This is a genomic window from Lysobacter niastensis (assembly GCF_015453285.1).
Classification (GTDB): Bacteria; Pseudomonadota; Gammaproteobacteria; order Xanthomonadales; family Xanthomonadaceae; genus Lysobacter_J; species Lysobacter_J niastensis.
On sequence record NZ_JADLZT010000008.1, the window covers coordinates 37,905 to 61,318 of the forward strand.

The 23,414-nt window shown below is 67.9% G+C and carries 21 protein-coding genes; 8 read left to right on the forward strand and 13 right to left on the reverse strand.

The features are described 5' to 3' along the window. Positions 1–116 precede the first annotated feature (116 nt). Both IU514_RS14610 and IU514_RS14615 read left to right on the forward strand, forming a co-directional pair. Positions 117–2,786, forward strand: coding sequence for a TonB-dependent receptor plug domain-containing protein (locus IU514_RS14610; RefSeq protein ID WP_194931875.1), 2,670 nt, complete (start codon positions 117–119; stop codon positions 2,784–2,786). A 133-nt stretch (positions 2,787–2,919) separates the two neighbouring features. After that, entirely contained in the window at positions 2,920–3,102 is a 183-nt protein-coding gene (locus IU514_RS14615; protein ID WP_194931876.1) for a hypothetical protein, read from the forward strand. Between the two features lie 9 nt (positions 3,103–3,111). Here IU514_RS14615 and IU514_RS14620 read toward each other — a convergent pair whose 3' ends face one another. The 4 genes from IU514_RS14620 to IU514_RS14635 form a co-directional block, all read right to left on the reverse strand. Continuing rightward, entirely contained in the window at positions 3,112–4,350 is a 1,239-nt protein-coding gene (locus IU514_RS14620; protein WP_194931877.1) for a multifunctional CCA addition/repair protein, read from the reverse strand. Between the two features lie 91 nt (positions 4,351–4,441). Next, positions 4,442–4,750, reverse strand: coding sequence for a hypothetical protein (locus tag IU514_RS14625; protein WP_194931878.1), 309 nt, complete (start codon positions 4,748–4,750; stop codon positions 4,442–4,444). Positions 4,751–4,858: 108 nt separating this feature from the next. Next, the gene (locus IU514_RS14630; protein ID WP_194931879.1) at positions 4,859–5,776 is read right to left on the reverse strand and encodes a complex I NDUFA9 subunit family protein; all 918 of its coding nucleotides are present in this window, start codon (positions 5,774–5,776) and stop codon (positions 4,859–4,861) included. A 27-nt stretch (positions 5,777–5,803) separates the two neighbouring features. Next, a complete protein-coding gene (locus tag IU514_RS14635; RefSeq protein WP_194931880.1) occupies positions 5,804–7,870 on the reverse strand; it encodes a lytic transglycosylase domain-containing protein in 2,067 nt (688 codons plus the stop codon). A gap of 159 nt (positions 7,871–8,029) precedes the next feature. Here IU514_RS14635 and IU514_RS14640 point away from each other — a divergent pair, with 159 nt between their 5' ends. The 3 genes from IU514_RS14640 to IU514_RS14650 all read left to right on the forward strand — a co-directional run bounded on the left by IU514_RS14640 (position 8,030) and on the right by IU514_RS14650 (position 12,584). After that, a complete protein-coding gene (locus IU514_RS14640) occupies positions 8,030–8,833 on the forward strand; it encodes a sulfite exporter TauE/SafE family protein (RefSeq protein ID WP_194931881.1) in 804 nt (267 codons plus the stop codon). 231 nt (positions 8,834–9,064) lie between these two features. Continuing rightward, complete coding sequence (locus IU514_RS14645) at positions 9,065–11,989, forward strand: TonB-dependent receptor plug domain-containing protein (RefSeq protein ID WP_194931882.1); 2,925 nt, start codon at positions 9,065–9,067, stop codon at positions 11,987–11,989. A gap of 145 nt (positions 11,990–12,134) precedes the next feature. Then, positions 12,135–12,584 carry a hypothetical protein gene (locus IU514_RS14650; RefSeq protein WP_194931883.1) on the forward strand — a complete coding sequence of 150 codons (450 nt, stop codon included), beginning with the start codon at positions 12,135–12,137 and terminating at the stop codon, positions 12,582–12,584. Between the two features lie 24 nt (positions 12,585–12,608). Here the strand turns inward: IU514_RS14650 and IU514_RS14655 are convergent, their stop codons facing one another. The 3 genes from IU514_RS14655 to kduI all read right to left on the reverse strand — a co-directional run bounded on the left by IU514_RS14655 (position 12,609) and on the right by kduI (position 14,741). Next, entirely contained in the window at positions 12,609–13,052 is a 444-nt protein-coding gene (locus IU514_RS14655) for a cupin domain-containing protein (protein ID WP_194931884.1), read from the reverse strand. A gap of 18 nt (positions 13,053–13,070) precedes the next feature. Then, entirely contained in the window at positions 13,071–13,826 is a 756-nt protein-coding gene (gene kduD, locus IU514_RS14660; protein WP_194931885.1) for a 2-dehydro-3-deoxy-D-gluconate 5-dehydrogenase KduD, read from the reverse strand. Between the two features lie 69 nt (positions 13,827–13,895). Beyond that, a complete protein-coding gene (gene kduI, locus IU514_RS14665; protein ID WP_194931886.1) occupies positions 13,896–14,741 on the reverse strand; it encodes a 5-dehydro-4-deoxy-D-glucuronate isomerase in 846 nt (281 codons plus the stop codon). A gap of 232 nt (positions 14,742–14,973) precedes the next feature. Here kduI and IU514_RS14670 point away from each other — a divergent pair, with 232 nt between their 5' ends. Beyond that, on the forward strand, positions 14,974–15,435 hold the full coding sequence (locus IU514_RS14670) for a carboxymuconolactone decarboxylase family protein (RefSeq protein WP_194931887.1): 462 nt from the start codon (positions 14,974–14,976) through the stop codon (positions 15,433–15,435). Positions 15,436–15,451: 16 nt separating this feature from the next. Then, positions 15,452–16,336: an RNA polymerase sigma factor SigJ gene (gene sigJ, locus IU514_RS14675; RefSeq protein WP_194931888.1), complete on the forward strand. Its 885-nt coding sequence runs from the start codon at positions 15,452–15,454 to the stop codon at positions 16,334–16,336. Between the two features lie 6 nt (positions 16,337–16,342). Here sigJ and IU514_RS14680 read toward each other — a convergent pair whose 3' ends face one another. The 5 genes from IU514_RS14680 to IU514_RS14700 form a co-directional block, all read right to left on the reverse strand. Continuing rightward, positions 16,343–17,452, reverse strand: coding sequence for a LacI family DNA-binding transcriptional regulator (locus IU514_RS14680; protein WP_194931889.1), 1,110 nt, complete (start codon positions 17,450–17,452; stop codon positions 16,343–16,345). A gap of 62 nt (positions 17,453–17,514) precedes the next feature. Beyond that, positions 17,515–18,795, reverse strand: a complete 1,281-nt coding sequence (locus tag IU514_RS14685) for a TRAP transporter large permease (RefSeq protein WP_194931890.1) — start codon at positions 18,793–18,795, stop codon at positions 17,515–17,517. A 1-nt stretch (position 18,796) separates the two neighbouring features. Beyond that, positions 18,797–19,315 carry a TRAP transporter small permease gene (locus IU514_RS14690; protein WP_194931891.1) on the reverse strand — a complete coding sequence of 173 codons (519 nt, stop codon included), beginning with the start codon at positions 19,313–19,315 and terminating at the stop codon, positions 18,797–18,799. A 7-nt stretch (positions 19,316–19,322) separates the two neighbouring features. Further along, a complete protein-coding gene (locus tag IU514_RS14695; RefSeq protein WP_194931892.1) occupies positions 19,323–20,321 on the reverse strand; it encodes a TRAP transporter substrate-binding protein in 999 nt (332 codons plus the stop codon). Further along, a complete protein-coding gene (locus IU514_RS14700; protein WP_194931999.1) occupies positions 20,318–21,157 on the reverse strand; it encodes a 2-keto-4-pentenoate hydratase in 840 nt (279 codons plus the stop codon). Before IU514_RS14700 ends, IU514_RS14695 begins: the two co-directional genes overlap by 4 nt. 101 nt (positions 21,158–21,258) lie before the next feature. Between IU514_RS14700 and IU514_RS14705 the strand changes: the two genes are divergently transcribed. Next, positions 21,259–22,635 (forward strand): pectate lyase family protein, encoded by a 1,377-nt coding sequence (locus IU514_RS14705; protein WP_194931893.1) that lies wholly within the window; start codon positions 21,259–21,261, stop codon positions 22,633–22,635. A 21-nt stretch (positions 22,636–22,656) separates the two neighbouring features. On the opposite strand, the gene IU514_RS14710 is transcribed toward IU514_RS14705, so the two are convergent. Continuing rightward, positions 22,657–23,406, reverse strand: a complete 750-nt coding sequence (locus tag IU514_RS14710) for a rhamnogalacturonan acetylesterase (RefSeq protein ID WP_194931894.1) — start codon at positions 23,404–23,406, stop codon at positions 22,657–22,659. Positions 23,407–23,414: the final 8 nt, after the last annotated feature.

The window sequence follows — 23,414 nt, forward strand, 5'->3', positions numbered from 1 at the left end:
AAACCGCCATGAAAGCCGATTCTGCAAATGATTCGGTGGGATTGCGCAAAGGTTAAAGGTTGGTTAAACCTAGGCGGTGGGGCTCAAGGGGAGCCCACCTGCCCAAGGAACCGCAGATGCCTTCCATCGCTCGCAGTCGCTTGACCCTGGCCGTTGTCTCCGCGCTGATCGCCAGCGCTTCCATGCCCAGCCTCGCGCAGGAGGCCGCTCCGGCACCCGCGCCCGCCCAGGCACCGGCAGCCGCTCCGGCGGCGCCCGCCGCCGCCAAGTCGCCCGTCGAACTGGACACGCTGGTCGTGACCGGTACGCGCGTCCAGGGACGCTCGCCGACCGAGACGCTGTCGCCGGTCGACGTGTTCCGTCCGGCCGACCTCGAGAAGCAGGCCTCGGCCGACTTCACCGACCAGCTGTCCGTGATCGCGCCGTCGTTCAACACGCAGCGCTTCCCGATCGCCGACGGCACCGCGTTCGTGCGCCCGGCCAACCTGCGCAACCTGCCGCCCGACCAGACGCTGGTGCTGATCAACGGCAAGCGCCGCCACCGTTCCGCGCTGGTGAACCTGCAGGTCGAGCCGTTCGGCACGGTCAACCAGGGCTCGCAGGCCGTCGACTACAGCCTGATTCCGTCGGCCGCGATCCAGCGTGTGGAAGTGCTGCGCGACGGCTCCTCGGCGCAGTACGGTTCCGACGCCATCGCCGGCGTGATCAACGTCATGCTCAACGACTACTCCGAAGGCGTGCGCATCGACGGCCAGTACGGCTCGACCTACGAGGGCGACGGCGACAAGTGGCGCACGTCGATCAACTTCGGCGCGCCGCTGTCGGAAGACGGCTTCTTCAACATGACCTTCGAGTACTTCGACAGCGACCACACCTCGCGCGGCATCCCGCGCGCCGACGCTGCCCAGGTGGGCGCGTTCGTCGGCAACGACCTGGTTCCGTTCGAAGGCCTGGGCCAGCGCTGGGGCGACCCCGACGGCAAGGGCCTGCGTTCGTTCTTGAACGGCGAATACAAGATCAACGACAGCGTCAGCCTGTACGGCTTCGGCAGCTACGCTGAAACCGAGTACGAGTCGAGCTTCTTCTACCGCACGCCGGTAGGCGTGCCGGGCGTCACCCCGCGCAACACGCTGTTCGTCGACAGCGTCAACAACGCGACCGGCGCGGCCGGCGCCGACGGACTGCCGGATCCGGTCGCGCAGTCCCTCATCAACGACATCCGCGCGCGCGGCCTCAACCCGGCCGACTACGTGACCGCGAGCGCGACGAGCCCGTCCGGTTTCGTCGCCCTCAACCCGATCTTCTCCCGCTTCCCGGGTGGCTACACGCCGACCTTCGGCGCCGACGTGGATGACTACGAAGGCGTGTTCGGCGCCAGGGGCGAACTCGGTAGCGGCTTGACCTGGGATGTCAGCCTGCGCCAGGGCGAGAACAACATGATTTACACCATGGTGAACTCGATCAACCCAAGCCTCGGCGTCACCAGTCCGACCAGCTTCAAGCCGGGCGACCTCACGCAGTTCGAACGTGGTGCCAACGCCGACTTCGTCTATCCGTGGCAGAACGACTTCTTTGCATCGCCGATCAACGTCGCCTTCGGCGCCGAGTGGCGCGAGGAAACCTACAAGATCAAGCCCGGTGATCCGGCGTCGTTCGAGAACGGCCCGACCGGCGTGCTGTTCGGCTTCGGCTCCGACGGCTTCCAGGGCGACTCGCCGGAAGCGTCCGGCGAGTTCAGCCAGTACAGCCGGGCCGCCTACATCGACCTGGAGTCGGACGTGGTCGAGCGGCTGAGCATGGGCCTGGCCGGTCGCTATGAGGATTCGTCGGGCTTCGACAGCACGCTCGACTGGAAGCTGTCGTCGCGTTTCGAAGCCACCGATGCCCTGGCGTTCCGCGCCACGGTCAACACCGGTTTCCGCACGCCGACACCGGGCCAGCTCAACACCCTCGACGTGACCACGACGGCGGATTCCACCGGCGCGCTGGTGCCGCTGGGCACCTTCCCGGTCAACCATCCCGCCGCGATCGCGCTGGGCTCGCAGCCGCTGGATGCCGAGGAATCGTTCGCCTATTCGGCTGGCCTGGTGTACGCGCCGAACGAGAAGTTCAGCTTCACCATCGACTACTACAACATCGAAGTCGAGGATCGCATCGCGCTGCAGACGATCAACATCGTGCCGGGCTCGCCGGAGCAGCAGGCGCTGATCGATGCAGGCGTGCCGGGCGCGGCACTGCTGGGCCAGGTGTCGTACTTCGTCAACGGCTTCGACAGTACGGTCCAGGGTGTTGATCTGGTGGCGGTGTACCGCGCCGACTTCGCCGACTGGGGCACCGGCGTGTTCGACTTCCGCCACAGTTACAACAAGCAGGAAATCGACAGCGTCGCGATCGTTCCCGGCACGACCCGGCCGGTCATCGACGCCGAGCGCGTCGCCGACCTGGAAAACCAGCTGCCGAACAACCGCAGCGTGATCACCTTCGACTGGCGCACGCCGTGGAACTTCACCGTGACCTCGCGCGCGAACTACTACGACAGCTGGGAGGACTTCACCTTCGGTGAGAAGGGCGAGTTCGGCTCGGAGTGGCTGTTCGACCTGGCCGTGACCGTGGACCTGTTCGACGGCAAGGGCCACTTCACCGTCGGCGGCAGCAACATCTTCGACAACTACCCGGACAAGGAAACCAACGGCACGCTCAACTTCCTGGGCGCGCAGTACCCGCTGTCCTCGCCGTTCGGCTTCAACGGCGGCGAGTGGTACGTGAAGATGAGCTACGAGTTCTGATCTCGGCGCTCAAGGCGTGATCTGCGACGGGCGGCCTTGGGCCGCCCGTTGTCCTTCCCGGCGGGCGTTTTGCGGACGAGGCCGGGGTGTATGCTTGCGCGGGGCCCCGGGGCGGCGACAAGGCAAGGAAGGAATGAAAGCCTTCACCAAATGGCTGCTGGCCATGGCGGTGGCGCTCGTGTGCGTCGCGGCCGCCTTTGCGATCAACCGGTTCTTCCTGTCCGGCCATTGGTTCTATGACGCCGCCAGTGTCGCGATCTTCGTCGCGGTGATCCTCTACATCCTCACCGGAATCAAGGAACGTCCCGAGGGCTGACTTTCGCCCTCAGTCCTTCCCGGTGGCCTGCGCGATCGCGGCGATCCGCGCCCGCCTGAGCGCTTCCCCTATCGCGGCGCCCTGCGGTTCGTTCCCCTGGGAATCTTTCGGCAGGTCGGTGGCGCGCACCGCCATCGCGGCTGCGTGCGCCGCGACCAGCGCCCGGCCCGGCGGATAGTCGTCGTCGGCATGGCCGGTGCGGCCGCGCTTGTCGGCCTCGCAGGCCAATGCGATCTGCGCGATACGCTCTGGCTTGCGAAATCCATCGCAGCGCGCGATCAGTTCATGCACCGTCTGCGCGCGCAGTTCGTCGAAACGGTGCACGTTGAGATGTTCGCGGCACACGGCCTCGGCGAGCTGGCGATGTTCGCCGGGGACTTTCAGCCGTTCGCACAGCGCGCGCAGCGGTGCGACTCCGGCCTGTTCGTGGCCGACGTGGCGCGGCAGCACATCGGCAGGCGTGAGCGCCTTGCCCAGGTCGTGGGTGAGCGCGGCGAAGCCGATCAGGTCGTCGCCGGGCGCGAGCCGCGCGGCCACGTCGCAGACCAGTTCGACGTGCACCCCGGTATCGACCTCGGGATGGAACTCCGCGCGCTGGGGCACGCCGTACAGCGCTTCGACCTCCGGCAGTACCACCTGCAACGCGCCGGCGTCGTGCAGCGTGCGAAGGAACGCCGAAGGCGAAGGGCTTGCCAGTGCGCGGCGCAGCTCCTGCCAGACGCGCTCGGGCGTCAGTTCGGCGAGTTCGCCCGAAGCGGTCATCTCCCGCATCAGCGCCATCGTCTCCGGCGCAATCGTGAACCCCAGCGAGGCGAAGCGCGCCATGAAGCGCGCCGCGCGCAGCACGCGCAGCGGGTCCTCGGCGAAGGCCGGCCCGACGTGGCGCAGCACGCGCGCCTGCAAGTCGGCGACGCCGCCATACGGATCGATCAGTTCGCCGTCCTCGTGCTGCGCGATCGCATTGATCGTGAAATCGCGACGACCGAGATCCTGTTCCAGCGTCACCGACGGGTCGGCGTCGACGACAAAGCCGCGATAGCCGCGCCCGGACTTGCGTTCGGTGCGCGCAAGCGCGTATTCCTCGCCGGTCTGCGGATGCAGGAACACCGGGAAGTCGCGGCCCACTGCCTTGAAGCCGGCCGCTTCCATCGACGGCTGTGTCTCGCCGACCACGACGAAATCGCGATCGCCCGCCGGCAGCCCCAGCAGGCGGTCGCGGACGGCGCCGCCGACCAGGTAGGTTTTCATGGGCACCTCGTTCGCGCACACGATCTGAGTGACGCGATCTTAGAGCCTCGGCGGCAAGGACGGGGCGGCCCGTGCCGCCGCCGTCATGAGGTCAGTCGCCGCGCAGCGTATTGATGCCCCTGCCGTTCTGCAGGGTATCGCGCGCCTGCTGCGTGTCCTGCTTGCGCTGGGCAGCGGTCTTGCAGACGCGCGTGATCATTTTGCTGCCGACCGCGCGTTCGTTGCGGCAGGTGACCTTTTCGTCCGCGTCGGCGGTACGTACGGTCTCCGCGGCATGGCGAGCGGCGGGAGTGGGCGGCACTTCGGTGGTGGTCGTTTCCGCTGCTGTCGCTTCCGCGGCGGTGCCGGATTGGCCGGCGAGCAGGGTGGCAAATGCCAGGGCGATGAAGGTGTGGGGCATGGTCTGCTTCCTTTCAGTGCGCGGCGACCCTCGCCGTTCGCGAACCTCCACGCTATCGAACCGGCGCGATGCAGGCTTTGCCGGAAACCGACGTTGGACGGCCGGCGCTCAGCAACCGGCGAGAATTTCGCCGAGCTTCGGTTCGATCGCAGTCGCGGTGATGCCGAGCCTGCGCAGGCCGTCCTCGAAGCTGACCGAATCCAGTTGCAGCGAGCGCCAGTTGTCGCGGCTGATCGGCTTGCCGGGCAGGAATTCGCCAACGTCGGCTTGCAGCTTGCCCAGCGCTTGAGGCAATGGCAGCACCGCGCGCACGCGACCGCGTGCCTTCGCGGTCATCCGCACGATCTGCGCCAGCGTCATCACGTCCGGTCCGACCAGATCGTAGGACTGGTGAATGGTGTCGGCCTGGTCGAGCGCGCGTGCGAAGGCTTCGGCGACATCGCCGACCCACACCGGCTGGAACTTCGCGTCGGCGCGCCCGATCGGCAGCGCGGGCGCCAGCCGCAGCAACTGGTCGAAGCGGCAGAACAGGCCGTCGCCCGGGCCCGCGATCACCGACGGCCGGAACAGCGTCCACTCCAGGCCGCTGCCGCGCACGTGCTGCTCGGCGCGGCCGCGCGACTGCAGGTAGTGGCTGTCGCCGCGGCCGGCGTTGAGTGCGCTCATCTGCAGCAGGCGCGCCACGCGCATGCGTTTCATCGCCCGGGTCAACGCATCGGTGATGCCGACGAACACGGCCTCGAAGCCGTCGCCGCGGTCGCCCTTTTCGTTGAGGATGCCGACCAGGTTCACCACCGCGTCGGCATCGTCGAGCACCGCTGCCAGGAAGTCGCTATCGCTGACATCGCCTTCGATCAGGCTGGCCTCGCGCGGCAGCAGCGCGCGCTTGGCGCGGTATGCGGCTTCGTCGTTGCCGCGCCCGCGCCCGATCACGGTGACGCGGTCGCCGCCGCGCAGCAGGCGTGCGGCCAGATGCCGGCCAACGAAGCCGGTGCCTCCCAATACGACGATGTGTCGGCGTGCCATCCGCCAAGTGTATGGCCGCCTCGCCTTTCAGCGCTGTGACGAAGCCCTCTGTGGCGCGTTCTTCCGCGACGCCGATTCGTCCTTCGGCGGCGGTGCCTGCAGCGGGCAGGTGAAACGCTTGCGCGGACCGTCGAGGCGGCCGCGCATGCGGTCGCTCAGTGCCAGCGCGTCACCGCTGAGGCGCCAGTCGTAGATCACGCTGAAGGCGAGTACCCGAGCGACGTAGTCGCGCGTTTCCTTGTAGCTGATCGTCTCGATCCAGAAGTCCGGATCCATGCCCGGTCGCTGCGACTGCCAGCGCGCCAGCGGCGTCGGCCCGGCGTTGTAGCCGGCGATGGCCTGGTAGGGCTGGCCGCCGTACTTGTCGAGCAATTGCCGCAGGTAGGCGGTGCCGAGGACGATGTTGGTGTCCGAGTCGTACAGGCTCTCGGCGCCGCCCCACGGCAGTCCGAGTTCGCCGGACACGGCAGCGCCCGTGGTTGGCAACACCTGCATCAGGCCCATGGCATTGGCCGAGGAGCGCGCGCGCGGATAGAACACGCTTTCGGCGCGGATCTCCGCCGCCACCCAGGCCGGATCGAGGCGGTTCTTCTCCGCTTCGCGCCGGATAGTCTCGTCGTGGTGCAGCGGGAAGCGCAGGTTGTACAGACGCAGTTCGTCGGGGTTGCGGCCCAGCGCGAACACCGCGCGGTCGAACCAGCCGTAACTTTGCGCGACCTCGACCGCGATCCGGCGCTGGTCGTCGTTGAAGCGCGACAACGCGTCTTCCCACTCGCGCGTCGCCCAGCCCGTGCGGTCGATGCGGAACAGGCCCATCGCGCGGACGATCGCCGGATCGCGCGCGATGGCGGTCTTGGAGGCAGCGTTGTCGCTCGGCAGCCACGGACACAGCGCATACGGAGCGCCGATGCGGTCGGCGGCGAGGAAGCCATGGAACTCCGGCTTGCGCGCGGCCTCGCGGTACAGCGTGTCGGCGGCGGCGCGGCTGCCCGCGCGTTCCTGCAGCCGGGCCTGGAAGTATTGCCAGCGCGAATCGCCACGCTGCTTGTCGCCCATCTTCTGGATCGCGGCGAGCGCGGCGCGCCAGTCCGAGCGCGCCAGCGCCTCGCGTGCGCGCCACTCGTGCAGGCGATCGTCGTAGGCGGAGGCGGGCACCGCGGCCAGCCGCTGCGCCGATTCCGGTTTGTACGATGCGACGGTCCACAGCGCGATCTGGTACAGCACGCGGCCGCGATCGGCTTCGGTGAATGCCAGCGCCTCGGCGTACTTCGGCAACTGGGCTTCGGCTGCGTCGGGATCGTCCTTGCCCAGCATGGCCAGCCCCTGCGAGGCGACACGGCGGCTGCGTTCGGTCTTCGGCCAGGACAGCGCGCGCTCGTGCGGCGCGTCCAGGAAGGCGGCGTAGTCGTTGGCGAGATCACGTTCCTCGGGCGCAAGCCCGCCCGCGGCGACGCGGATCACCGATGGTTGCCCTTCGTCTATCGCCAGGTCGATGCGTTGCCAGCGCAGCTCCGGTGTCAGGCCACCGCGGTCGGCCAGCGTCTGCATCGGTGCCTCGCACTCGCTGGGCAACGGCTTTCCAGTGCGCCAGATCGCCTGTGCGTCGGCGGTCCACTGCGCATCGGCGCGTCCCAGCGACTGCCGTGCGTTCAATTCACCGCAGCGCAGCGGCAGGTTCTTGCCGAGTTTGTTCGACGGCAGCGGTTCCCAGGCCGACAGGTAGCCTGCCCAGTCCTGGCGTTTGGACAACGCCGGCAGCCAGATTTCGCGGAACGCCTCGGCCACCGGCTGGCCGCGATAGCGCGACAGGAAACCCTCCGCCTGCGAGTTCGACAGCGTGTCGATGTTGCGGCGCAGGGTCGCGTACTCGATCCATCCATACAGCGGATGGCGCGTGAGGTCGGCGTACTGGCTGGCGTCGTACTGGCCGAGCTCGGCCGCTTCGATGGCGGCGCGCACGCGCGGGAGTTGTGGATCGTTGACGGCGGCCACTGACGCCGTCGCCGCCGATGCGGGAGACTGGGCGCAGGCCGGAGTGATGAAAACACTCGCCAACACGGCGATTACGATGGTCAGGCGTCGGGGGAGGCGCATGGCGGGGACTATAGCCCAGCGATGTGAAGCATCGTTTGACGATTGCATCGCGCGTTGCCGCGATGGTTCATGTTTGCGTTGCATGCGATGTCGCAATCGCGATGATGGCATGCGTGATGGGGGCAATCGTTTCCATGCGGTCCCGGGAGAGGCATTGAAGTGATCACTGCGGTCGTAGCGTTCCTCGCATTGGGTGCGGTCGCCGGCGTGCTGGCGGGCCTGTTGGGCGTGGGCGGCGGGCTCGTGCTGGTCGCCGCGCTCGCATGGCTGCTGCCGGCATTGGGCATTCCGCAGGAAGCGGCGATGCACGCGGCACTCGCCAGTTCACTCGCGAGCATCGTGCTGACGGCGGCCGCATCGGCACGCGCGCATTCCATGCGCGGCAGCGTGATGTGGCCGACGGTGGCGTGGATGGTGCCGGGCCTGCTGCTGGGCGGATGGCTCGGCAGTGGCATCGCGGTGCGCATCGACGACAGCGTGTTGCGCTACATCGTCGCGGGCTACTGCTTCCTCGCTGCGTTGCAGTTGATGCTGGGCGGGTCGCGCAAGGGCGCCGCGGGCGATGCGGCACCGCCACCGCAGGGTGCGCGGATGACGGTGGCCGGCACGGTCATCGGAGCGGTGTCGGCGGTGGTGGGCATCGGCGGTGGCAGCATGACGGTGCCGCTGCTGGTATGGCGCGGGATCGCGCCGGTGCGGGCAGTGGGTACGTCATCGGCCTGCGGCGTGGCCATCGGCCTGGCCAGCGCGGTCGGTTATGCCCTGCATGCGCCGCCGGGCGCCCTGCCGTCGCACGCCCTCGGCTACGTCTACCTGCCTGCCGCGGCAGGTGTGGCGGCCGCATCGGTACTGGCCGCCCCGTATGGCACCCGCCTCGCGCATCGCCTGCACGGCGACACCCTCAAGCGGGTCTTCGCCCTGTTCCTGGTCGTGGTCGGTTCGAGCCTGCTGCTCGGCGCCTGACACCGGTTGTCCCCGCGTGCTGGCCGGTCCGGGGGGCGGGTTTCGTTCTAGCCGCGGGTTCCGTCCCGGCACGCCTGATGCCCGGGTTTCGCCACTGTGCCGAAAGTGACCGTGCACTTTGCCGACTTGTGGCGGATAAACGAATTGTTTACAACTCTTGCCACGCCGGGCGACTGGGGAGCGCGGCGCGCCTTCCGCTGTTTTTCATTATTCGTCATGGAGAGAGAGTCGATGAAAGCCTTGCGCCGTCAGTCCCTGGCGAAAGCCATACAGCTTTCGCTGCTCATAAGCCTGCCCGGCCTTGCCGCCGCGCAGGAAACCACCCCGCCGGCTGCGCAGCAGTCGGCCACCACGCTCGACACGGTCACGGTGACCGGCTCGCGCATCAAGCAGACCAATGCGGTCACCGCGCAGCCGGTGTTCGTGATCGACAAGGCCAAGCTCGACAAGAGCGGCGTGAAGACCGTAGGCGACCTGCTGCAGCAGCTCACCGCCAGCGGCAAGGCGCTCAACGCCAAGTTCAACTCCTCGGGCAACTTCGGCTATCCGCCGGACGGCGGCGGCATCGGCGCCGGTTCGGCCCAGGTCGACCTGCGCAACCTCGGTTCGCAGCGCACCCTGGTCCTCGTCGACGGCGTGCGTTGGGTCAATGAATCGTCCGCCTCGGGCGTCAGCGGCAGCGCCGACCTCAACACGATCCCGATGGCGATCGTCGAACGCGTCGAAGTGCTGGAAGACGGCGCCTCGGCGATCTACGGCTCCGACGCCATCGCCGGCGTGATCAACATCATCACCCGCCGCACCTTCGACGGTGCCGAAGCGCACCTCTATTACGGCGAGTACGAAGACGGCGGTGAGACCACCGAGGGCAGCCTGACCCTGGGCGGCAGCGGCGAGCGCTGGTCGGCGATCTTCACCGCCAGCTACTTCGAGCAGGAAGAGATCAGCTCGGGTTCGTGGGAGCAGTCGGCGGTGCCGGAACCCGGCGCAGGCCTGTCGGCCGGCAGCTCGGGCGTGCCGCAGGGCCGCTTCGTGTTCTGCGATCCGCGCCAGGCGGTGGGTGCCCCGGGCTTCTGCGGCGACGCCACCAACGACGCCTCGTTCTACAGCGTGACGCTCAACAACGGCACCACCGTGCCGGTGTGGAATCCGAACAATCCCAACGGCGGCACCTACCACCAGTTCACCGGCGCCGACCGCTTCAACTTCGCGCCGTTCAACCTGCTGCTGACGCCGAGCAAGCGCAAGTCGCTGTTCACCAACATCTTCTACGACATCACCGACAACACCCGCCTGCACGTCAAGGGCCTGTACAACAACCGCACCTCGACCAACCAGGCCGCGCCGGAACCGATCTTCGTAGGTCCGGACGCCGGCACCGGCGGCATCGCCGACACGATCTCGGTCTCGGCGCTCAATCCGTACAACCCGTTCGGCATCGACCTGGACGCCGGCAGCAACTTCAGCTTCATCGGCCGCCGCCCGCTGGAAGTCGGTCCGCGTATCTTCACGCAGGACGTCGACACGGTTTACTTCAACATCGGCCTTGATGGCGTGTTCGACATCGGCAGCCGCAACTTCGGCTGGGATGCCAACTACGCGCACGCCGAGAACAAGGCCGACCAGGTCTTCCTCAATGGCTATAACGTCGCCAAGATCAAGACCGCGCTAGGCGACCCGGCAGTCTGCGCACAGGTGCAGGGCTGCGTGCCGCTCGACCTGTTCGGCGGCCAGGCCCGCCCGATGACGCAGGACCAGATCGACTGGATCCGTACGCGCCAGATCGACTCGAGCGAGCAGAAGCTCGACCTGTACCAGGCCAACGTCACCGGCGACATGTTCAACATCGGCGACCGCGTCGCCGGTTTCGCCGCGGGCCTCGAGCACCGCCGCTACCGCGGCGATTTCAATCCGGATCCGCTGCGCCAGAGCGGCGAGTCGCAGGACTCGCAGGCGTTCCCGGTGTCGGCCAGCTACGACGTGGACGAGGTCTATACCGAGTTCAACTTCCCGATCCTGGCCAGCCTGGAAGTGTCGGCCGCGCTACGCTACTCGGATTACTCGACCTTCGGCAGCGCCACCACGGGCAAGGTCGGCTTCCGCTGGCAGCCGATCGAGGACCTGGTGTTCCGCGGTACGTACTCGGAAGGCTTCCGCGCCCCGAACCTGGGTGAGCTGTACGGCCTGACCCAGTTCGGTGCGACGCTGACCGACCCGTGCGGCCCGACCGGTTCGCCGGTGGTCAATACCGCCAACGGCATTTCGCCGGGCCTGGAAGCGGCGTGCGTCGGCGCCGGCGTGCCGAATGGCTTCGAGCAGGCCAACACCCAGATCATCACCTTCACGGGTGGTAATCCGGACCTCGATGCCGAAGAGTCGGAGAACTTCACCGTCGGTGCGGTGTACAGCCCGAGCTGGGCCGAGAACCAGTCCTGGTCCAACCGCCTCGACTTTGAAGTCAGCTACTACAACTACAAGGTCGACGGCGCCATCCAGGCGGCCGACATCCAGGCACTGCTCGACAAGTGCTACGAGGAGCAGGGCGGTACGGGCCCGGCGTGCGCGCCGTTCACCCGCAACTTCACCGGCAACCTATTCCCGCCGCAGAACCGCCTGGCCAACCTCGGCACCATCGAAACCGACGGTGCCGACTTCAAGGCCAACTGGTTGAGCCCGGAGTGGGGCTTCGGCCACGTGAGCGCGTCGCTGCAGTCGACCTGGGTCAACGACTACGAGGCGGTCGACCAGGACGGCAACGTGGCGCAGCGCGCGGTCGGCATCGAGGTCAACGACAGCGCCATCCCGGAATGGCAGACCAACGTGCAGCTCGGCTGGGGCAAGGGCAACTGGGACGCGAACTGGAACATCCGCTACATCAGTTCGGTCGACGAGGACTGCACCAACGCCACCATCGCCGAAGTGCCGGGCTGCTTGAACCCGGAACAGGTCAACACGCTGGGTTCGGTCACGTACCACGACGTCCAGGTCTCCTGGAAGGAAGCCTTCACCGAGGGCCTGAAGCTGTCGGTGGGCGTGAACAACCTGTTCGGCAAGGAACCGCCGGTCTGCGTGACCTGCTCGCTCAACGGTTATGACGCGGGCACCTACGACCTGCCGGGTGCGTTCTGGTACGTCAGCGCCGACTACCGCTTCTGATGCGCTGAACTGCAAGGAAAGCGAAACGGCCGGTGGTTCTCCACCGGCCGTTTTTCTTTACGGGTGCTGATGGCCGGTTGACCGCTTGCCGCTCCCGGCCGCGTCTAATCGCGATGTGACCGGCCGTCGCGGAGACAGGACGTTGATGAACACCCATGTCGAGCCCGACCGGGGTCCTGCCCGCGGAAACAGCGTCGCGGCGAACGCCGGCGAACCCCTGGCGATCTCCATGCATCCGCATCCCGGTGGGTTGCGTGTCGAGGTCGACGGCGAGGGGACGCTCGCCAACACGATCGCCTACTGGGAACTGATCGTCGACCACGTGCGCCGGCATGAGGCGAAATTCGTGCTGCTGATTGACCGCATGACCGGCCCGGCGTTGACCGCCGAGCAGTGGCGCGCGCTGGTGCAGGCGATGGAAGGGCAGGGGCTGGAGGGCGTGCGCATCGCGCACGTCAAACCGCACGGCTTGCAGGAGGTCGAGTACTGCGAGATCTACGCGCTGGAAGCGGGGATCGACGCGATGGTGTTCGAGGACGAGCACCTGGGCGACCTTTGGTTGCGGCACCCGGAGCATCGCCAGCACCGGCGATAGGGGCGGAACAGGAACCGCCGCGAATCAGGGCTTGCCCGGTTCGCCCGCCTGCGCGCGCTTGCGGTAGACGACGATGATCACGAGGTCTTCCTCGCCGCGCTGCTGCAGCGCGTGCGTGCTGCCGTCGCGGGTGAGAATGGCATCGCCGGCGCCGACGTCGCGGCGCTTCCCGTCCAGGGTGAGCTCGCCGCGGCCGGACAGCACGTAGTAGATCTCGTCCTTGTCGTTGCGGTGCTCGCCGATCGTCGCGCCGCGATGCAGCGCGCGCTGCCGGAACACGATGTCGAAGCCCTGCGCATCCTCGAAGAACGGGTAGGCCGTGGTGGTGCCACGGCCCTCGTGCGGACCCGGCTGCTGCACGGCGATGTCGCGCGCCTGTTCGACGTACGAATCGCGGCGCGGCTCGCCGGCGTGGACCGCCGTCGAAGCGAGGATCGCGATGCACGGAAGCAGCGATGCCATGCGCATGTGCGTCTCCGATGAACGTCAGCGCGCCAGCCAGCCGCCGTCGACCGGGATGACCGCGCCGTTGACGTAATCCGACGCGCGCGAGGCCAGGAACACCGCGGCGCCGCCCAGGTCGGAAGGATCGCCCCAGCGTCCGGCGGGAATGCGGCCGAGGATCTCGCTGCTGCGCTTCTCGTCGGCACGCAGCATCGCGGTGTTGTCGGTGGCCATGTAGCCGGGCGCGATCGCGTTGATGTTGATGCCCTTGCTGGCCCATTCGTTGGCGAGCAGGCGCGTGATGCCGGCGATGCCGCTCTTGCTTGCGGTGTACGACGGCACGCGGATGCCGCCCTGGAACGACAGCATCGAGGCGATGTTGATGATCTTGCCGTAGCCATTCGCGATCATGTGCCGGCCGGCGGCCTGCGCCATGAAGAAGGCCCCCTTTATGTTGACGTTCATGACGTCGTCCCAGTCCTTCTCGGTGAAATCCACCGCGTCGGCGCGGCGGATCAGGCCGGCGTTGTTGACCAGGATGTCGAGGCCGCCGAGTCCGTCGATGGTGCCGCGAACGACGCGGTCGATCGGTTCCAGGCTCGACAGGTCGGCCTCGATCGCGACGAAGCGGCGGCCCAGCGCACGCACCTTCTGTTCGGTTTCGGTCGGCGCCGAGATGCCGGCGGCGGCGATGTCGGCACCCGCTTCGGCCAGCGCCAACGCGATGCCCTGGCCGAGGCCGGTGTTGGCGCCCGTAACCAGCGCGACCTTGCCCTGCAGGTTGAACGAATGGGTCATTGGGTTTCCCTGATGGCTTACGTTTCGTCATCCGCCATTCCCGCCTTCGCGGGAATGACGATGGGAGGGCTACTTCAGCTGACAGATGTCGAGCTGGTTCATGTCGGTGTAGTCGAGGTTCTCGCCACCCATGGCCCAGATGAAGCAGTAGTTCTTCGTGCCCGAGCCCATGTGGATCGACCATGGCGGCGACACCACCGCTTCGTCGTTGGCGATGACGAGGTGGCGCATGTCGGCCGGGTCGCCCATGAAGTGCATGACGCGCTGGTCGGCGAGGTCGAAGTAGAAGTAGACCTCGGAGCGGCGGTCGTGCAGGTGCGGCGGCATCGTGTTCCAGACGCTGCCCGGCTTGAGGATGGTCAGGCCCAGCAGCAGCTGGCACGACTTCACCGTGGCCGGGACGATGTACTGGTAGATCGTGCGTTCGTTCGACGTCTCCAGGGCGCCGCGCTCCAGCGGCACGGCCTGGGCGATCGAGATGTGCTTCGCCTCGAAGCGCGCATGCGCCGGCGTCGAGGCGAGGTAGAACTTGGCCGGGTCGGCGGCGTCGTTCGAGGCGAACTCGACCTGCGCGCTGCCCATCGGCACATACAGGCCGTCCTTCGGGGCGAGCGTGTAGGCGGTGCCGTCGACCGTGACGGTGCCCGTGCCGGAACCGACATTGACCACGCCCAGCTCGCGACGCTCCAGGAACGGCTTGCCCGCGGCCGAGGCCGGCTCGGTCTGCACCGGCAGCGACACCGGCGCGGTGGTCGGGGCGGCGCCGCCGATGACGAAGCGCTCGTTGTGCGAGTAGTTCAGCGTGACCTGGCCGGCCGCGAACAGGTCGGTGATCAGGTAGCGCTCGCGGAGCTGGTCGTTGCTGGCGCCGGCCATCATGTCGGGATGGGTGGCGTGGTAGGTCTTGCGGAACATCGGGCCTCCGTCAGGCTGGGCTCGGCCGGCGCCCGTGCGCGCGGCGGGATGGCGGTCATCATAGCGAGCTTTTGGTAACCGGTGTCAATAACGAGACGGGCGGCGTCGGCCAAAGCTCTTTCGCGTCAGGGAAACGCGCCCGGGACGCGTGCTCCGGGCGACGTCACAGCCCGGGGATCTGGATCGTCATACCTGTGAACGACGGATTTCCCGTCCCCCAGGAAGCAGATCCATGAGCACCACCACCCAGTCCGAACGTACCCCTGCTGCCAGCCGCCCGGTCCGCTATGAGACCGTCATCGGCGACGTGTTCCAATCCTTGGCTGGCGTTCACCCGGTGATCAACGGCCACGGCCTCGATGAAGGCCTGCGCCATCTCGTCCACCTGCGCGCCTCGCAGATCAACGCCTGCGCGTTCTGCATCCGCATGCACCTGCGCGAAGCGCGCGAGCACGGCGAGACCCAGGAGCGCCTGGACCGCCTGAGCGTGTGGCGCCACACCGGCGACTTCAGCGCCGGCGAGCAGGCCGCGCTGGCCTGGACCGAAGCCCTGACCGTGCTCGATGAACGCAACGATCTGGGTGCATTGCGGGCCGGTCTGCGGCAGCATTTCAGCGAGGAACAGATCGGCGCGCTGACCGCGGAGGTCGCGATGATCAATCTGTGGAACCGAATCCAGGTCTCCAGCCACTGAGGCGCGTCCCCACGACATGCACGAAGCCGATGCCAGCGCCGTCTTCGAAACCCATCGCTCGCTGCTGATGGGGCTGGCCTATCGCATCCTCGGTTCGCGCGCCGACGCCGAGGATGCGGTGCAGGACACCTTCATCAAGTGGAACGAGGCGGGCCACCAGGCGATCGAGAACCCGGTCGCGTGGCTGACGACGGCCTGCACGCGCCGCTGCATCGACCTGTTGCGCTCGGCGCATCGCAGTCGTGTCGACTACGTGGGCTCCTGGCTGCCCGAACCGATCCACACCGCGGTGGAAGACATGCAGGCCGACCATGCCGAACTGGCGTCGTCGCTGGGCACGGCGTTCATGCTGATGCTCGAACGGCTGACACCGAAGGAGCGCGCGGCCTACCTGCTGCACGAGATCTTCGATCGCCCGTACGCGGAAATCGCCGAGATTCTCGAGATGCAGGAACCCGCTTGCCGCAAGCTCGTATCGCGCGCGAAGGAGAGCATCGAGCAGAACCGCGTCCGCCACGTCACGCCACGTCCGCAGCAGGAGAAACTGCTGGCGGCGTTCGAGACCGCGGTGCTCAGTGGCGACACCCGCGGACTCGCCGGCCTGCTCGCCGAGGACATCGAGTTGCGTGCGGATGGTGGCGGCAAGGCCACGGCCGTGCGCGAGACGCTTCATGGCAGGCAGCGCGTGTTGGACTTCCTCACGGTCATGCAGCGCTACTGGAGCGATCTGCGCTGGGTGTTCATGGAAATCAACGGCAGCCGCGGCCTGGCGCTGGAGCAGGACGGCGAAGCAGTGGCGTCGGTGTCGTTCGCCTACGACGAGGCAGGCCGCGTCAGCGACATCTTCATCATGCGCAATCCCGACAAACTCGGCCGGCTGCAGGCGCAGCCGATCCAGTAGCGTCGATCAGGTCCTGGGCCGCTGGCTCGAATCGCGCACGACCAGGTGCGGCGTGACGTTGCGCGAGGCGGAAGCGCCTTCCTCGTCCGGCGCGCGCTCGTCGGCCAGCAGCATCTGCGCCGCACGGCGGCCGAGGTCGCGGATCGGCAGGTGGATCGTCGTCAACGCCGGCCACAGCTGCGAGGCGAGCGGGCTGTCGTCGTAGCCGACCACCGACAGGTCGCCGGGGATCGACAGGCCGCGACGCATCGCCGCCTTGTACACGCCAGCCGCCATCTCGTCGTTGCAGGCGAAGATCGCGGTCGGACGCGGCGATTTGGCAAGCAGGTATTCGGCGCCGGCCACGCCGGAATCGAACGTGTAGCCGCCTTCGTAGACGTAATCGGGCGCAAGCTCGATGCCGCGTTCGGCCAGTCCTTCGACGAAGCCGCCGCCGCGCTCGATCGTGGAACGGTAGCGGCGCGGGCCGGTGATCAGGCCGACCGTGCGGTGGCCGAGCGATTCCAGGTAGTTCGCGGCCTCGGTGCCGGCCTGACGGTCGTGGGTGACGACCATGTTCGACGCCGCATCCAGCGGGATCGAAGCGATGCGCACGTAGCGAACGCCGATCTCGCGCAGCGCGGCGGCCAGCTGCTCGTCCTCGGACACGCGCGGGATCAGGATCACGCCGTGCAGCTTCTGCTGCAGGGCGAATCGGCGCACGGCCTCGATGTAGTCCTCGCGCGTGCTGTCGCAGGGATGCACGACCAGCTCGTAGCCGGAATCGCGCAGCGCGTCGAGCGCGCCGTACTGCATGTTGACGATGTACTGCGCGGTCGGGTTGTCGTAGACCATCCCGATCAGGAACGAACGGCGGAACGCCAGTCCGCGTGCCTGCGGATCGGGCGTGTAGCCGAGCTGCTTCATTAGCGCGAGGATCTTCTCGCGCGTTTCCGGGTGCACCAGCGGCGAGTCGTTGATGACGCGCGACACGGTCTTCTTCGACACGCCGGTCAGGCGCGCGATGTCGTTGATCGTGGCTTTTCCGGGCAGCACCGCGGGTTCGGTGGCACCCGCCGCGGTGGACGCGGCCGCGGTGCGGGAACGGCGGCGTGGGCGCAGGCTGGAGTCGGTCATGGGCGTCCCGGGGGTTGGCCCATTCTAGCCTTCGGCCATGCGGTTTCGGCGGCGCAGGCGGATCATTTCAGCAGCGCCGGCAACCACAGCGACAACGCCGGCACGAAGGCCACCACCAGCAGCACGGCCAGGCCGGCCAGCCAGAACGGCCAGATCGTGCGCATGCTCTGACCGATGCTGATCTTGCCGATCGCGGTGCCCACGAACAGCACCGATCCCAATGGCGGGCTGATCAGGCTCAGGCCGCCCTTCAGCACCAGGATGACGCCGAAGTGCACGGGGTCGATGCCGATCGCCTTGGCGACCGGCAGGAAGATCGGCGTGCAGATCAGGATCATCGGCGCCAGGTCCAGGAACGTGCCCAGCACCAGCAGCACCAGGATCATCAGCAACAGCATCAGGTTGCGGTCGCTGGTGAGCCCGGTCAGGAACTCGACCGACGCCGACGGCACCTGGAGGTAGGCGAGCAGCCAGCCGAACACCGCGGCGGCGGCGATTACGAACAGGATCGCGCCGGCACTACGCGCGGCATGCACGATGGTGCCGAGGAACTCGCGCCAACGCAGCTGCCGATACAGCACGCTGGTGACCAGCAGCGCGTAGACGACCGCGATCGCCGCGCTCTCCACCGCGGTGAAGATGCCGGCGCGGATGCCGACGAAGATCAGCGCCACCAGGCCGAGGCCGGGCAGTGCCGACACCAGCCGCAGCAGCACCGCGCTCCAGCCCGGGAAAATCTCGACGCCATAGCCGCGATGGCGGGCGACCGCGTAGCAGGTGACCATCAGCACCAGCGTCATCAAAAGCGCGGGCAGGATGCCGGCTGCGAACAGGTCGGCGATGGACAGGCCGCCGCCGGCGGCTGCCGAATACAGGATCAGGTTGTGCGAGGGCGGCACCAGCAACGCGACCAGCGCCGCGGTGATGCAGACGTTGACGGCGAAATCGCGGTCGTAGCCGCGCTGCACCATCTGCGGAATCATCGTGCCGCCGACGGCCGAGACGTCGGCGAGCGCCGAGCCGGACACGCCGCCGAAGAACAGCGACGAGAGGATGCTCACCTGGCCGAGGCCGCCGCGCATGCGCCCGACCAGCGACGAGGCCAGGCCGATCAGCCGCTCCGAGATACCGCCGCGCAGCATGATCTCGCCGGCGAAGATGAAGAGCGGGATCGCGATCAGGCTGGCCGAACCCGCGCCGGCCGACACCTGCTGGACCATCACGATCGACGGCACGTCGAGGAAGAGCAGCGTCGCCAGCGATGCCGCAGCGAGGGAAAACGCGACCGGCACGCCCAGCACCAGCATCAGGGCGAAGACGCAGAACAGGATGGTGATCGCCATGTCAGTCCCCTTCCGGTGCGGCGGGTACGGGCGCCGTCGTCTTCATCTGTGCGAATGCGAACAGCGCCATCAGCGCGCCGGAGATCGCCAGCGGCAGGTACTCGATGCTTTCCGGCATCGGCGCGCCAGCGGTGGGAATGTGCACACCATCGACGAACAGCACCGCGCCCCAGTACATCAGCACCAGTCCGATGAGGGCGATCACCGCGGACTGCAGCACGTGCGCCGCATGCCGCGCACGCGGGGCCAGCGCCTCGGCCAGCAACGAAAAGCTGAAATGCCGGCGCGTGTGCACGCCGGCGGCGGCGCCCATGCTCATCGCGGTGCTGAGCAGCAGCAGCGTGACCGGCTCGGTCCAGCTCGGCGAATCGTTGAGCACGTAGCGCGCGATCACCTGCCAGCCCTGGACCAGCACCAGCCCGATCAGGGCGACGGCGGCGATGGCGATGGCCAGATCGGCGATGCGATCGATCGCGCGCTGCAGTCTGGAAGTCGTATAGGGGATCCCGGTATCCGCCATGGAAGCCTCAGGCAAGTTCACGGATGCTCCGATGCAGTGCGTTGATGGCCGGGTCGCGGTGGTACTCGGCGAGCAGCGGCTGCGCCGCCTTGCGGAACGCCGCGATGTCGACATCGTTGAAGCGCACGCCGGACTCGACGACCGTGCGGCGCGCGGCGGCTTCCTGCTCCGCCCACAGGCGGCGCATGACCTGCACCGACTCACGGGCGAGGTCGACCACCAGCGACTGCTCGCGCGGCGCCAACGCATCGAAGCTGCGGCGCGACATCAGCAGCACGTCGGGCGCATAGGAGTGCTCGCTCTGCGACCAGTAGCGCGCGGCCTCGAAGTGGCGGCTCGACTGGAAGCTGCGGATGTTGTTCTCGGCGCCGTCGATCATGTGCGTCTCCATGCCGGAGAACACCTCGCCCAGCGCCAGCGGCGTGGGATTGGCGCCGAACAGGCGCAGCATGCGGATGAAGATGTCGGACACCGGCACGCGGATCTTCAGGCCGTGCAGGTCGCGCGGTTCGTGGATCGGATGCTTGATGTTGTAGAAGCAACGCGGACCGCTGTCGTAGATCGCCAGGCCGACCAGGCCGCGCGCCTCGAAGCCACGCAGCACCTGCGCGCCGACCTCGCCATCGAGCGCGCGGCGCAGGTGCGGAACCGAGTCGAACACGTACGGCAGGCACAGCGCCCGCGTCAGCGGGAAAGCGTTGTTGAGCGCACCCGAATAGACACGGGTGATGTCGATGGCGCCGAAACGCGCCATGTCGATGGCTTCGGATTCACGGCCGAGCTGCCCGGAGTGGTACTGGCGCAGCTTCACGCGGCCGCCTGTCTCGCGTTCCAGTTGCTCGCCGATCCAGCGCACCGCCTGCACGGTCGGATAGTCGCTGACGTGCACGTCGGTCGCGGTCAGCACGCGCGCTGCATCGGGCGATGCGGCGCGAAGCACGCCCGGCATCGCGCCGGTGGCGCAGGCGGCGGCGAGTCCGGTCAGGAAGGTGCGGCGCGAGGTCATGCCGGAGTGTCTCCGGAAACCGGCACGGCGGCGACGGTTTCGCACAGGATCTCGCCCCATTCGCCGAAGCTGACGCGCGCACGCTGACCGGCGACGATGTCGTGGATGCCGGTGGCCGCGCCGGTGGTGACCAGCATGCCCGCCTTCAGCGGGTAGCCGCGGCTGGCGCAGCGCGACAGTGCGAACGCCAGCGCCGACAGCAGCCCGCCGCTGATCGAGGCCGCGCTGCCGAGGCCGACGCTGACGCCGTCGATGAAGGTCTCGCAGAGCAGGGCCGCCTCGTCGCGGCCGCGCCAGTCCCGGATCTCCGCGCCGAGGATCATGCCGGCGTTGTTGCCGAAGTCCGAGACCACGATCGGCGGACCCAGCACGTTGATCAGCGGCAATGGACTGCCGGCCAGTTCGACGCCGACCAGCAGCACGTCGACCAGCGCAGCGGCTTCGTCGGTCGTGTACCGCGTCTTGTCCGGCGGCGCGTCGGCGCCCAGGCGGAACACGAACTCGGCTTCCACCGCGGCGAATCCGCCCGGAATCACGGCGAACCGTCCGCCGCTGCCGGTGCCCGGCTGCTGCACGGCGCCCTCGAAGACCGGGCCGACCAGCCGTTCCTCGCCCAGCTTCGCTTCCCAGTCGGCCGGGATGCGGCCGACCTTCCAGCCCACGACCGGCCGTCCCCACAGCGCGATCGCGGCGTCCTGGCAGGCGTAGCCCTCGTCGAGGGTCCGCGGCAGCATGCCGGGATACTCAGGAAGCGCCTGCGCCTGGCGCCGGGCGGTCACCAGCCGGCGCGCGATCGAAGCGCTCGCCGAAGCTGCGTCGGACGCGTCGTTGTCCATGCGGTCTTTCATCCCCTGTCCTCTTCGAGGGTGTTGTATAGGAAACCGGTGTCATTGACAATCGGGTCGTTAGACTTGGATCGGTCCGGGGAGGGGCAGGCATGGCGAAGTCTTGGTTTGGGCGCGGCATTTCAGGGGCCGGCGTGATGTTCGCCGCGGGATTGCTGGCCTGCCTGGCGGTCGGACCGGCTGCCGCAGTGCAGCAGACGGGAACGGCAGCCGTGTCCCCGGGGACAGCGCCGCTGGCCTTCCCGGGCGCCCAGGGCTGGGCAGCGCAGACGCCGGGTGGCCGTGGTGGCCAGGTGCTGCGGGTGACCACGCTGGCGGCCAGCGGGCCGGGCTCGTTCGCCGAGGCCATCGCCACGCCGGGACCGCGCATCGTCGTGTTCGAGGTCGGCGGCGTCATCGACCTGGACATGAAAGAACTGCGCATCACCGAGCCGTTCCTGACCATCGCCGGCCAGACCGCGCCGCAGCCGGGCATCACCTTCATCAAGGGCGGCCTGACCATCGCCACACACGACGTCGTCGTCCGCCACATCCGCATGCGGCCCGGCGACGGTGGCAAGCCGAAGTGGTCCGGCGACATCGACGCGATCACCACGGTGCGCGGCGCGTACGACGTCATCGTCGACCATTGCTCGCTGACGTGGGCGACCGACGAGAACCTGTCGGCGTCGAGCACGCGCTTCTTCGGCGAGAGCGAGAAGGACTGGATGGCGGCGGCGTCGCGCCGCATCACCTACAGCAACAACATCATCGCGGAAGGCCTGGCCAACGCCACGCACGCCAAGGGCGAGCATTCCAAGGGTTCGCTGATCCACGACCACGTCAATGACGTGCTGATCGTCGGCAACCTCTACGCGCACAACTACGAACGCAACCCGCTGTTCAAGGGTGGTGCGCGCGGTCAGGTCATCAACAACCTGATCTACGACCCGGGCCAGCGCGCGGTGCACTACAACCTGATCGCAGAGGAATGGCTCGGCCATCCGTACTCGCGCGGACAGGTCGTCGCGCGCGGCAACGTCATGCGCGCCGGCATCTCGACCGAGGAGCTTGCGTTCTTCAGCGCAGGTGGCTCGGGCGATCTCGACGTTTACCTGGACGACAACCTCGCCGTCGATCGCATCGGCAATCCGCTGCCGCAGCAGGGCCGTTACACCACCACGCCGATTCGCATCGACGCGTTGCGCAAGGTGCCCGCGTTGCCGTCCGGCGTGACGCTGCTGCCGTCGGCGAAGGTGCAGGACGCGGTCATCGCCAACGCCGGCGCGCGTCCGTGGGATCGCGACGACGTCGACCGCCGCATCCTGGCCGACACGATCGAGGGCCGCGGCCGCATCATCGACAGCCAGGAGCAGGTCGGCGGTTATCCGAAGCAGGAGGCGACGCGCCAGGCCTTCGTGCCCGCCGACTGGGACATGGACACGATGGAGCCGCTGAAGCCGCTGCCGAGGCGTGCGCCGCTGAAGTGAGCGTGATGCAGTCGCTCGACGCTACGGCTTGAGCGACTGCTTCAGCGGCAGGTCCGTCCCGCGCAGTGCCGAGGCGAACTCCTCCGCGATGCGTTGTGCACCCCCGGGCGAGAAGTGCGTGTTGTCCTGCACGCCGTTCGGGTAGTTCGCATTCGCGCCCGGTGCCAGCCACAGGAACAGGCGCATGCTCGCGTCAGCACCGGATTCCTGAAGCACCGCTTCGCTGCGCCGCTGCAGGTCGACCAGTGCGACGCGTTCGCGAGCGGCCAGTGCACGAACGATGGCCGGATACTCGCCATGACTGTCGAGCAGCCGCCCGGCGTCGTCGAACCGGCGCCGCGCGACCGGCGTCAGCAGCACCGGCGTGGCCCCGCGCGCGCGTACGTCGTGGACGAAGCGTTCCAGGTTGCGCGCGTAATCGGCAGGAGGCGTGTAGCGGTCGGGTTTCTCGACCGATTCGTCGTTGTGGCCGAACTGGATCAGCACGACGTCGTCCGGCTTCGTCGCATCGAGCAGCGCCTGCCAGCGGCTCTCCTCGATGAACGTGCGCGTGCTGCGCCCATTCTTCGCGCGGTTGTCGACCGTGACAGTGCCCGGCTTGAACTGCGCGGCGAGGAACTCGCCCCATCCGGTTTCAGGCCGCTTCTCCGGCAGCTTCTCGGCCATCGTCGAGTCGCCGGCCAGGTGGATCGTGACCGGTGCTGCATGCGCGACCTGCGGCGCGAGCGCCACGCACATGGCCAGGCCGCAAAGGGAGCGGGCGATTCCCATCGTATGTC

Coding starts and splice junctions, on each gene's coding strand:
- kduD (WP_194931885.1), bottom strand. CDS start 13,826: ATGACCCATTCGTTCAACCTGCAGGGCAAGGTCGCGCTGGTTACGGGC.
- kduI (WP_194931886.1), bottom strand. CDS start 14,741: ATGTTCCGCAAGACCTACCACGCCACCCATCCCGACATGATGGCCGGC.
- IU514_RS14610 (WP_194931875.1), top strand. CDS start 117: ATGCCTTCCATCGCTCGCAGTCGCTTGACCCTGGCCGTTGTCTCCGCG.
- IU514_RS14680 (WP_194931889.1), bottom strand. CDS start 17,452: ATGACCGACTCCAGCCTGCGCCCACGCCGCCGTTCCCGCACCGCGGCC.
- IU514_RS14705 (WP_194931893.1), top strand. CDS start 21,259: ATGGCGAAGTCTTGGTTTGGGCGCGGCATTTCAGGGGCCGGCGTGATG.
- IU514_RS14625 (WP_194931878.1), bottom strand. CDS start 4,750: ATGCCCCACACCTTCATCGCCCTGGCATTTGCCACCCTGCTCGCCGGC.
- IU514_RS14650 (WP_194931883.1), top strand. CDS start 12,135: ATGAACACCCATGTCGAGCCCGACCGGGGTCCTGCCCGCGGAAACAGC.
- IU514_RS14695 (WP_194931892.1), bottom strand. CDS start 20,321: ATGACCTCGCGCCGCACCTTCCTGACCGGACTCGCCGCCGCCTGCGCC.
- IU514_RS14635 (WP_194931880.1), bottom strand. CDS start 7,870: ATGCGCCTCCCCCGACGCCTGACCATCGTAATCGCCGTGTTGGCGAGT.
- IU514_RS14655 (WP_194931884.1), bottom strand. CDS start 13,052: ATGCGCATGGCATCGCTGCTTCCGTGCATCGCGATCCTCGCTTCGACG.
- IU514_RS14690 (WP_194931891.1), bottom strand. CDS start 19,315: ATGGCGGATACCGGGATCCCCTATACGACTTCCAGACTGCAGCGCGCG.
- IU514_RS14645 (WP_194931882.1), top strand. CDS start 9,065: ATGAAAGCCTTGCGCCGTCAGTCCCTGGCGAAAGCCATACAGCTTTCG.
- sigJ (WP_194931888.1), top strand. CDS start 15,452: ATGCACGAAGCCGATGCCAGCGCCGTCTTCGAAACCCATCGCTCGCTG.
- IU514_RS14620 (WP_194931877.1), bottom strand. CDS start 4,350: ATGAAAACCTACCTGGTCGGCGGCGCCGTCCGCGACCGCCTGCTGGGG.
- IU514_RS14615 (WP_194931876.1), top strand. CDS start 2,920: ATGAAAGCCTTCACCAAATGGCTGCTGGCCATGGCGGTGGCGCTCGTG.
- IU514_RS14670 (WP_194931887.1), top strand. CDS start 14,974: ATGAGCACCACCACCCAGTCCGAACGTACCCCTGCTGCCAGCCGCCCG.
- IU514_RS14710 (WP_194931894.1), bottom strand. CDS start 23,406: ATGGGAATCGCCCGCTCCCTTTGCGGCCTGGCCATGTGCGTGGCGCTC.
- IU514_RS14700 (WP_194931999.1), bottom strand. CDS start 21,157: ATGGACAACGACGCGTCCGACGCAGCTTCGGCGAGCGCTTCGATCGCG.
- IU514_RS14630 (WP_194931879.1), bottom strand. CDS start 5,776: ATGGCACGCCGACACATCGTCGTATTGGGAGGCACCGGCTTCGTTGGC.
- IU514_RS14685 (WP_194931890.1), bottom strand. CDS start 18,795: ATGGCGATCACCATCCTGTTCTGCGTCTTCGCCCTGATGCTGGTGCTG.